This window comes from Amaricoccus sp. (assembly GCF_036846665.1).
Classification (GTDB): domain Bacteria; phylum Pseudomonadota; class Alphaproteobacteria; order Rhodobacterales; family Rhodobacteraceae; genus Amaricoccus.
In genome coordinates this window covers 1-9,401 of record NZ_DAIUBO010000153.1, presented here as the reverse complement: position 1 = coordinate 9,401, position 9,401 = coordinate 1, and the positions used below count along the sequence as shown (strand labels likewise).

Annotated in this window: 8 protein-coding genes, 1 other RNA gene and 1 pseudogene; all 10 read right to left on the bottom strand. The window is 71.3% G+C overall.

Annotated elements, in window-relative coordinates:
• Positions 1–203: pseudogene (mraY, locus tag V7050_RS14265) on the bottom strand (phospho-N-acetylmuramoyl-pentapeptide-transferase); the annotation flags it as partial.
• Between the two features lie 9 nt (positions 204–212).
• Entirely contained in the window at positions 213–1,658 is a 1,446-nt protein-coding gene (locus tag V7050_RS14260) for a UDP-N-acetylmuramoyl-tripeptide--D-alanyl-D-alanine ligase (protein WP_324367323.1), read from the bottom strand.
• Positions 1,655–3,145, bottom strand: a complete 1,491-nt coding sequence (locus tag V7050_RS14255; RefSeq protein ID WP_324367337.1) for a UDP-N-acetylmuramoyl-L-alanyl-D-glutamate--2,6-diaminopimelate ligase — start codon at positions 3,143–3,145, stop codon at positions 1,655–1,657. The genes V7050_RS14260 and V7050_RS14255 overlap by 4 nt, the downstream gene beginning before the upstream one ends.
• A gap of 65 nt (positions 3,146–3,210) precedes the next feature.
• Positions 3,211–5,004 (bottom strand): peptidoglycan D,D-transpeptidase FtsI family protein, encoded by a 1,794-nt coding sequence (locus V7050_RS14250; protein ID WP_324367325.1) that lies wholly within the window; start codon positions 5,002–5,004, stop codon positions 3,211–3,213.
• Entirely contained in the window at positions 5,001–5,327 is a 327-nt protein-coding gene (ftsL, locus tag V7050_RS14245; RefSeq protein ID WP_324367327.1) for a cell division protein FtsL, read from the bottom strand. Before ftsL ends, V7050_RS14250 begins: the two co-directional genes overlap by 4 nt.
• Positions 5,324–6,325: a 16S rRNA (cytosine(1402)-N(4))-methyltransferase RsmH gene (gene rsmH / locus V7050_RS14240; protein ID WP_442885471.1), complete on the bottom strand. Its 1,002-nt coding sequence runs from the start codon at positions 6,323–6,325 to the stop codon at positions 5,324–5,326. The genes ftsL and rsmH overlap by 4 nt, the downstream gene beginning before the upstream one ends.
• Positions 6,325–6,834, bottom strand: coding sequence for a division/cell wall cluster transcriptional repressor MraZ (gene mraZ / locus V7050_RS14235; protein ID WP_324367331.1), 510 nt, complete (start codon positions 6,832–6,834; stop codon positions 6,325–6,327). Before mraZ ends, rsmH begins: the two co-directional genes overlap by 1 nt.
• A 535-nt stretch (positions 6,835–7,369) precedes the next feature.
• Positions 7,370–7,746: RNase P RNA component class A (gene rnpB, locus V7050_RS14230), an RNA gene on the bottom strand.
• A gap of 65 nt (positions 7,747–7,811) precedes the next feature.
• Positions 7,812–8,870, bottom strand: coding sequence for a cytochrome-c peroxidase (locus tag V7050_RS14225; protein ID WP_324367333.1), 1,059 nt, complete (start codon positions 8,868–8,870; stop codon positions 7,812–7,814).
• 109 nt (positions 8,871–8,979) lie between these two features.
• Positions 8,980–9,401, bottom strand: a 422-nt coding sequence (locus V7050_RS14220; protein ID WP_324410710.1) for an N-acetylmuramoyl-L-alanine amidase, incomplete at its 5' end; no start/stop codon positions are given.

The window sequence follows — 9,401 nt, the reverse complement described above, 5'->3', positions numbered from 1 at the left end:
GTCAGGATATGGCTCTCCGGCCCGTCGCTGCGGATCGGCTGGCCCCGCCCCTGGCGCACCCGCAAGAGCTCGATCAGCGGCCGCCCGAACAGGAAGCCGAAGATCAGCGCGGTCATGAAGGCGCCGCCCGCCCGGAAGGTGATGTAGCGGAAGACGTTGAGCGCGCTGAGGTTCTGGGCCAGTTCGGCGAGGAAATAGAGCATGCCTGGGCCTCAGTTCCCGTTCGCCTCGGCGGGGCGCGCCTCGCCCATCTTCTTGATCTCGGCCACGACCGCGGCGACCCGGGAGCCGTTCGAGCCCTTGACCATGGCGATGTCGCCCGCGTCCACCAGCCGGCGCGCCCGCGCCGCCATGGCTTCCGCGGTCGGGAACCATTCGCCGCGCTGCCGTCCGGGCAGCGCCTCGTGCAGCGCCCGCATCCGCGCGCCGGCGCAATGCACCACGTCGACCGCCGCCAGCGCGGGGATGCGCGCGAGCCCCGCATGCAGCTCGCGCTCGCCCTCGCCGAGCTCCAGCATGTCGCCGAGAAAGGCGACCCGGCGCCCCCGCGCCACCCGGCCGATGCCGTCGACCGGCTGCTCCACGGCGAAGACCTCGAGCGCCGCCGCCATCGCCGCCGGATTGGCGTTGTAGCTCTCGTCGATCAGCGTGATCGCCCCGTCGAGCCCGGCCGGCCCCAGGGTCACCGTCCAGCGCGCCCCGCGCCCCTCCGGGGGCCGCCATTGCGCGAGCGCGAGCGCCGCGCGCGCGATGTCGCCGCCGAGCGCCTCCACCGCCGCCAGCGCGCCCAGCGCGTTCATCGCCAGATGCCGGCCCGGGGCGCCGAGGCGGAAGAGGAACCTCCGGCCATGCGCCCGCGCCGCGATCGTCGTCGCCGTCGCGCTCACCCTGGCCTCGTCGAGACGGAATTCCGGCCGCCCGGCCGTCCCGAACCGCAGCGGCCGCGCCCCGAGCCGCCGCGCCGCGGCCAGCAGGATCGGATAGGTCTCGATGTCCCGGTTGAGGATCGCGGCCCCGCCGGGCTCCAGCCCCTCCAGGATCGCCGCCTTCTCGCGGGCGATGCCGGCGAGATCGCGGAAGGCCGCGAGATGCACCGCCGCGACGGTGGTGATCATCGCCACATGCGGCCGGGCGAGCCGCGCCAGCGGCGCGATCTCGCCCGGCGCGTTCATGCCGATCTCGAGGACCGCGAAATCCGTCTCGCGCGGCATGCGCGCGAGCGTCAGGGGCACGCCCCAATGGTTGTTGAAGCTCTTCTCCGCCCCATGCACCCGCCCCTGCACCGCAAGCGCGGCGCGCAGCATCTCCTTGGTGCCGGTCTTGCCCGCCGAGCCGGTCACCGCCACGAGCTTCCCGCGCAGCCGCGCCCGCGCCGCAGCACCGAGCGCGCGCAGCCCGTCGAGCACGTCGCCGACCACCAGAAGCGGCGCCTCCGCCGGAACCCCGTCCGGCCGGCGCGCGACCATCGCGGCGGCCGCACCGCGGGCAAGCGCATCGGCCACGAAATCATGGCCGTCCCGCTCGGCGGTCAGCGCCACGAAGAGATCCCCCGGGGCGAGCGTGCGCGTGTCGATCGAGACCCCGCCGGCCGCCCAATCCGCCCGGCTCTCGCCCAGGGTGGCGGCGACGGCCTCGTCGCGGCGCCAGAGCGCCGTCACGCGCGCAGCCCGTCGAGCGCCGCCACCGCCACACTCGCCTGTTCGAGATCGTCGAAGGGCAGCACGTCGCTGCCGACGATCTGGCCGGTCTCGTGGCCCTTGCCGGCGATCAGCAGCGCATCGCCCGGCTGGAGCGCATCGACCGCGGTCAGGATCGCCTCGGCCCGGTCGGCGACCTCGGTGGCCTCGGGACAGGCCGCGAGCACCGCCGCCCGGATGTCGGCGGCGTTCTCGGTGCGCGGGTTGTCGTCGGTGACGAAGACCACATCCGCCGCCGCCGCCGCCGCGGCCCCCATCAGCGGCCGCTTGCCGCGGTCGCGGTCGCCGCCGGCGCCGAAGACGACGAGGAGCCGGCCCAGCACATGCGGCCGCAGCGCGTTGAGCGCCGTGCTCAGCGCATCCGGCGTATGGGCGTAATCGACGAAGACCGCGGCGCCGTTGGTCCGGGTCGCCGCCCGCTCCATGCGCCCGCGCACCGTGCGCAGGCCCGAGAGCGCCGCCAGCACCTCGGGCGGCTTGCTGCCCGATCCGATGGCCAGCCCGGCGGCCACCAGGGCGTTATGCGCCTGGAACCCGCCGATCAGGTCGAGCCGGGCGCGCTGGCTGCGGCCTTCCCAGGCGAAGACGATCTCCTGCCCGGTCGCATCGAACCTCTGCCCGATGAGCCGCAGATCCGCGCCTTCCGCCCGTCCGACCGTGAGGAGCCGCTGGCCGCGCGCCTCGACCGCCTCCTGCACCCGGGCGCCATGCGGATCGTCGAGATTAATGACCGCGGTGCCCTGCCGCGGCAGGACCCGGTCGAAGAGCCCGAGCTTGGCCGCGAAATAGGCCTCGAAATCGGGATGATAGTCGAGATGGTCGCGGGTGATGTTGGTGAATCCCGCCGCCGCGAGATGCACGCCGTCGAGCCGGTGCTGGTCGAGCCCGTGGCTCGACGCCTCCATGGCGGCATGGGTCACGCCCTGATCGGCGAGATCGGCCAGGAGCGCGTGCAGGGCGATCGGCTCGGGCGTGGTATGGGTCAGGGGCGCCGCCACCGCGCCCTCCACCCCCACGGTGCCGAAATTGACCGCGCATTCGCCCAGCGCCTCCCAGATCTGGCGGGTGAAGCTCGCCACCGAGGTCTTGCCGTTGGTGCCGGTGACCGCCACCACCGTCTCGGGCTGCCGCCCCGACCAGCGGCTCGCGGCGATCGCCAGCGTGCGCCGCGGGCTGTCGCTCAGCACCACCGGCACCGCGAGCGGGCCGAGCTCCGCCTCGGCAATCGCGAGCCCTTCCGGGTCGGTGAGCACCGCGGCGGCGCCCATGCGCAGGGCATAGGAGATGAAGGCGCCGCCATGGACATGCAGCCCGGGCAGCGCCGCGAAGAGCTGCCCCGGCTGGGTCCGGCGGCTGTCGACCGAGAGGCCGGTGATCTCGGGAAGGCGGCCCGACCAGTTTCCCGCGCGACGGGTTCCGGCCAGCAGCCCGAGCCCCTCGAACCCCATCAGCGTGTCCGTCCGATCCGATCGCGCCATCTGTCCCGGTTCGCCCGCCTGATCCCGGCCTTGGGCTATTCGTTTCCTGCAAGCGTGTAAAGCACGGGCGCCAGATGCTCGGGATCGGCGCCCGGCCGAAGCCCCATGATCGGCGCGATCCGGCGGATCGCCTTCGCGGCGACCGGCGCCGCGGTCCAGCCGGCGGTGCGCACCCTGGTCCCGTTTATCACGTTCACGGGCTCGTCGAGCGCGATCACCAGCACGAATTCCGGATGCGTGGCCGGGAAGAACGAGGCGAAGGTCGAGATCACCTTGTCGCGCGCATAGCCGCCTTGCGGCAGCGGCTTGTCCGCCGTGCCGGTCTTTCCCGCGACCTCGTAGCCGGGCACGTCGGCCTGCCGCGCCGTGCCGCGCAGCACGACCTGGCGGAGCATGGCGCGCACCTGCGCCGCGGACCTCTCGGAGATCACCCGGCGCGACTCGTCGGGCGCCACGTCCTTCAGCACGATGCTCGGCGTCACCCGGCGCCCGCCATTGGCGATCATCGCATAGGCGGAGGCCAGATGCAGCGGCGTCACCGCGATCCCGTGCCCGTAGGAGATCGTCATCGTCGTCAGGTCGGACCAGCGCGCCGGCAGCAGCGGCGTGGTCCGCGCCGCTTCGGTCAGCTCCACGGAGACCGGCTCGAACATGCCGATCCGCTTGAGGAAATCCTGCTGGGCCTTGGCGCCTTGCAGGATGGCGATGCGCGCCGCGCCGATGTTCGAGGATTTCACGATCACTTCCTCGACCGTCAGCTGCGGCCCGTAATTGTGGAAGTCCCGGATCGTGAAACGCCCCCAGCGCATCGGGCCCTTGGTGTCGATCAGCGTGCTGGGCGCGACGAGGCCGGTGTCGAGCGCCAGCGCCACGGTCAGCGGCTTGAAGGTCGAGCCGAGCTCGTAGCGCCCCTGGGCCGCGCGGTTGAAGAGCGGGCTCTCCGCCGGGTCGCCGCGCGAGGGCAGCGGCGGCCGCAGGTTGGGGTCGAAATCCGGCAGGCTGGCGAGCGCGCGGATCTGCCCGGTGTCGGCCTCCATCAGGATGCCCATCGCGCCCTTGGCGTTCATCTCCGCCATGCCGGCGGCGAGCACCTCCTCCAGCGCCGCCTGCACCTCGATGTCGATGGAGAGCCGTAGCGGCTCCTCGCTGCGCTCGGGATCGCGCAGCCGCGCGTCGAAGACGCGCTCGACCCCGGCCGTGCCCACGACCTCGGCCGCATGCACGCCCTCGCGCCCGTAGCTCGCCCCGCCCAGCACATGGGCGGCGACCGCGCCATTGGGATAGAGCCGGGCCTCGCGCGGCCCGAAGAGCAGCCCGGGCTCGCCCAGGTCGTGCACGCGCTGGCGCTGCTCGGGCGAGATCGAGCGCTTGATCCAGAGGAACTTGCGCCCGTCGGTGAAGCGCGCCTCCAAGGTGCCGGCATCGAGATCGGGGAAGATCGCCGCCAGCTCGGTCGCGGCCCGCTTCGGGTCGATCATCGTCGCGGGCTGCGCATAGAGCGAGGCGGTCACGATGTTGGTCGCGAGCAGCGCGCCGTTCCGGTCGACGATCTCGGCGCGCTGGGCGCGAATCGGATCGCTCGAGAGCGCCGCCCGCGGCTCCACCGGCACCGCCGCCGAGAGCAGCGCCATCCGCCCGGCGACGGTGGTGAAGCCGAGCACGAAGACCAGCCCCAGGAGCAGCAGCCGCGTCTCCGCCTTCTGCCGTTCCGCGCGGTGCCGGGCGGCGAGACGCGCCGCGCGCTCCTCGGCCTCGATCAGATCGGGATCCTTGCCCTGCGCGCGCGCGCTGAGGATGCGGGCAAGCGGGCGTAGCGGGCGGCGGATCATTCCACGTCTCCGGCGGCGTCGACGAGTTCCTCGGGATCGGGCGGGAAGGCGACCATGGCCGCCTCGCCGAAATTCTCCGGCTGAAGCTCCACGAGGTTCAGCACGTCGGCATGGGCGACGACCAGCGCCCGCAGCCGGTCGGGTCGGTTGAGATAGGCCCATTCGGCCTCGAGCACGCCCACGGCCTCGCGCTCGCTGGCGATCTCGCCGCGCAGATCCGCCAGGCGGTTCTGCGCCTCCTGCGTCTCGTAGTTCACGCGGTAGGCCCAGGTGGCGCAGACCGCGACCAGCACGATCCCGGAGAGATGCAGCACGATCTTCATGCACCCATCCCCCGGAGCGCGATCTCCGGCAGGACCAGCGCCGCCGGATCGAAGGGCTGCGCGGGCGCCTCGAGCCGGCGAGCCATCCGCAGCTTGGCCGAGCGCGCGCGCGGATTGGCGAGCACTTCCGCCTCGGAGGGCAGGACCGCCTTCCTCGGCGAGAGCGCGAAGCGCGGCACCGCGTCCGCGGTCTCCGGCGCGTGCCGGCTCGCCCTCGGCGCGGCGCCGGAGCGGGCCTGCAGGAAGCGCTTCACGATCCGGTCCTCGAGGGAATGGAAGGTCACCACGGCGAGCCACCCGCCGGGTGCCAGCACCTCCTCCGCCGCGGCGAGCCCGCGGACGAGCTCGCCGAGCTCGTCGTTCACCGCGATCCGCAGCGCCTGGAAGCTCCGCGTCGCCGCATGGGGCTGGCCCGGCTTCGGGCGCGGCAGGAGCCGTTCGATCAGCCCTGCGAGCTGCAGCGTGGTCTCGAAGGGCGCGTTCCGGCGATCCGCCACGATGGCGCGCGCGATGCGCCGGGAGGCGCGCTCCTCGCCGTACTGGAAGAGGAGATCGGCCAGCTCGCGCTCGCCGAGCCCGTTCACCAGGTCGGCGGCACTCGGCCCCGCCTGTTCCATGCGCATGTCGAGCGGCCCGTCCTTCTGGAACGAGAAGCCGCGCTCCGGCCGGTCGATCTGCATCGAGGAGACGCCGATGTCGAGCACCACCCCCGAAAGCCGCGGCGCCTCCGCCTCGACCGCGATTCGCGCCAGATCCCCGAATCGCCCCGACCGCAGGTCGAGCCGGGTGCCGAAGTCGCCCGCCCAGGCCGCCGCCAGCGCGAGCGCCGCGGGGTCGCGGTCGATCCCGATCACCCTTTCGGCCCCGGCGTCGAGCAGCGCGCGGGCATAGCCCCCGCCCCCGAAGGTGCCGTCGAGCCAGGTGCCGGAGACCGGCGCCGCCGCGGCGAGGATCGGCGTCAGGAGGACCGGGACATGCGGCCCCAGCGGTGCCATCATCATGCGCCGCCCCCGGCGTCGAGCGCATCGAGCTGGGCGAAGGGATCCTCGTCCTCGGCGAGGCCCGCACGCCAGTCGTCGAGCCCGGCCATGTCCTCGGCATAGGCGTCGGGCGTCCAGATCTGGAAACGGTCGCCCATGCCGGCGAAGAGCGCCTCGGCATCGACGCCGATCATCTCGCGCAGCCGCGCGGGCAGCACGATCCGCCCGTTCTCGTCGACCTGGGCATAGACCGACTGGGTATTGAGCCAGCGCTCGAGCGCCTTGCGCGCCTTGCTGAAGGTGGGCAGCCGCGAGACCTTCTCGTCGAGCCGGGCGATTCCCTCGATGGTATAGCCCTCGAGGCATTTTCCGCCCGGGCCGCCGTAGATCAGCACGAGCGTGGGATTCTGGCCCGTGGACCAGTCCGGGTCGCCCTCCTCGAGCACGCGGCGAAACGGGGCAGGAACCGACACGCGGCCCTTCTGGTCCACCTTGTGGACCGATTCGCCCCTGAAGCGCCGTAGCACCGTCCGGTCTCCTGTCTACCGCCGTCCCGAAACGAATGGCGGGCCGTGCTGCCTGAAAGCACGACCCGCCGTCCGGTCCCTTCTAGGCCTTCGGCCCGACTGCGCCACGCCTTGCGGTCTACTCGTTGCTCTTGATCCGCGCCGGGTCTTCTTTCGTGTGGGAAGACTGCGGGCCTGTATGAAACCTGCCGTGTTTCGATTGGCTCGGGTCTGTCGCCCTAGTCCGATGTTCCGCTGCCTTCCGTGATCTTGGGGATACCATGGGACTTCATGGGAATCAATGGTTTTCTGTGGGAACTGCCCGATCAACCTGCCCGATTGCTGCAACTGCGTCGCAGGTCTCGTCGCGACTTGCGCAATTCTACAAGGTCTTGGGAGAACGGAAGTCAAAGCACACAAGATATGGCTCTACCCTAGCGTGTTGGCGAAACTCGCAATAGTACATAAAGTTGTTACGATCCGGCCCGTCCCGGATGCCGTCCCCGGTTCGGGGCCGCGAATCTCCGGCCGGTGGCAGCAAATCCCATGGGACGAGGCGCGCGGATGGCCTGTAAGCCGGATTCTGTGACGCCCCTCGCAGGGCGCCGACGGCCATTCGTCTGGGCCTGTCGTCGCCGGCAGGCTCGAGCAGCCAACCCGGACCGCTCGGGCGGGAGAGGCCCTGGGGCCGAAGCCCCGCGCGATCCCTATTTGGCCTTGCTCCTGGCGGGGCTTGCCGTGCCGCTCCCGTTGCCGGCAGCGCGGTGGGCTCTTACCCCACCGTTTCACCCTTGCCCGCGACCTGGGCCGCGGGCGGTCTGATTTCTGTGGCGCTTTCCCTCGGGTTGCCCCGGGCGGGCGTTACCCGCCGCCATTTCTCCCTGGAGTCCGGACTTTCCTCGAAGTCGCCTTCGCGGCCGTCCGGCCATCCGCGCAGGAACGCAATAATCGGGAACCCCACGCCGGTCAACGAAAGCAGTCCGGGCCCGGCGGCAGATTCAGCGAACGACCTCGGTCGTCGGACGCGGGCTCTCCGCGGTCTCGGCGGGCAGGACCGGCAGGGTGACGGCGGGAACCGTCCCGGTCAGGCTTTCGAGGAAGGCCACGATCTGGCCGGCTTCGGCGTCGGTCATTTCCTCGCCGAGCTGGGATTCCGCCATGATCTGCACCGCGACCCCCAGATCCCAGACCTTGCCCGAATGGAAATAGGGCGCCGTCACCGCGACGTTGCGCAGCGGTGCCGCGCGGAACACGTATTCGTCGTCCACGGTTTCCGTGACCTCGAAGCGACCCTTGTCCCCTTCGGGCAGAATATCGGCGCCGGGCTTCTCGATCAGGCCGAACGGATAATATTCGGCCCCGCCCACGTTCACGCCCGCGTGACAGGCGATGCAGCCCTTGTCCATGAAGAGCGAAAGCCCGGCCTTCTGATCCGCCGTCAGCGCCTCGAGATCTCCGTTCAGGAACGCGTCGAACGGCGCTGGCGTGACCAGTGTCGCCTCGAAGGCCTCGATGGCGCGCGCCATGTTCTCGAAGCTGACCGGCTCGGCGCTATCGGGGAAGGACAGGTGGAACCAATCGACGTAGGCCGGCAGCGATTCCAGCATCAGGACGACGTTCTCGGGCGTATTGGCCATCTCGACTCCGGCCTGGATCGGCCCCTGGGCCTGCTCCATCAGGTCGGCGGCACGCCCGTCCCAGAACTGCGCCGCGTTCAGCACCGAATTGAACACGGTGGGCGAATTGCGCGGCCCCTTCTGCCAGCCGTGGCCGACCGAAGTCTCCATGTTGTCGTCCCCGCCCGTGGTGAGATTGTGGCAGGAGTAGCAGGAGAAGACTCCCGATGCCGACAGCCGTGGGTCGAAGAAAAGCGCCTTGCCGAGCTCGATCTTCTCCGGCGTGATGCGGTTGTTCTTCACCGCCGGAATCGTCGAAGGCAGCGGCGCGAAGAATTCCAGAGCCGCCTCTCGCAACGCCTCCGCGTCGGTCTGGGCCGCCGACTGGGTCGCTGTCGCGGCGAATGCGCCGGAAAGCAGGATTGTGAGGATTCGGGACATCGACGACGCTCCGGAGCTGGTTCTCGCGAACCGAGATCTCGCGTCGTCGCGACATACCTGCATTGATACAGATCATTGCATTCACGAAAGTCGTTCCGCTTGACAGGACTCACCCGCCGCCGCGGCCGCCGAGCCCTTCGAGCACGGCGAGGTCCTCGGCCGCAAGCGACCTCCCGCAGGCCATCGGCCGGAACCGCAGCCGCACGGCCTCGAGCACCGCCGGCCAGCCGCCGTCGGGCTCGACATAGCCGACCCGGCCCGCCGCGGCCGCAAATCGCCCCCAGTCCGCCCGGTCCCCCTGCGCCACGCTCGCCGGCCAGAGCGCCCGTCCCTCGCTCGCGAGCCGTCGCCAGTCGAACTTCGGCCCGGGATCGGCCTTGCGGCCCGGCGCCATGTCCGAATGACCGATGACACCGTCCGGCCCGAGGCCCCAGCGGGCCATCACCCCATCGAGCAGCGTCTCCAGCGCCGCCATCTGCGGCTCGGGGTACGGCGGGAATCCGGCCAGCGGCCCGGGGTTGGCGAGCTCGA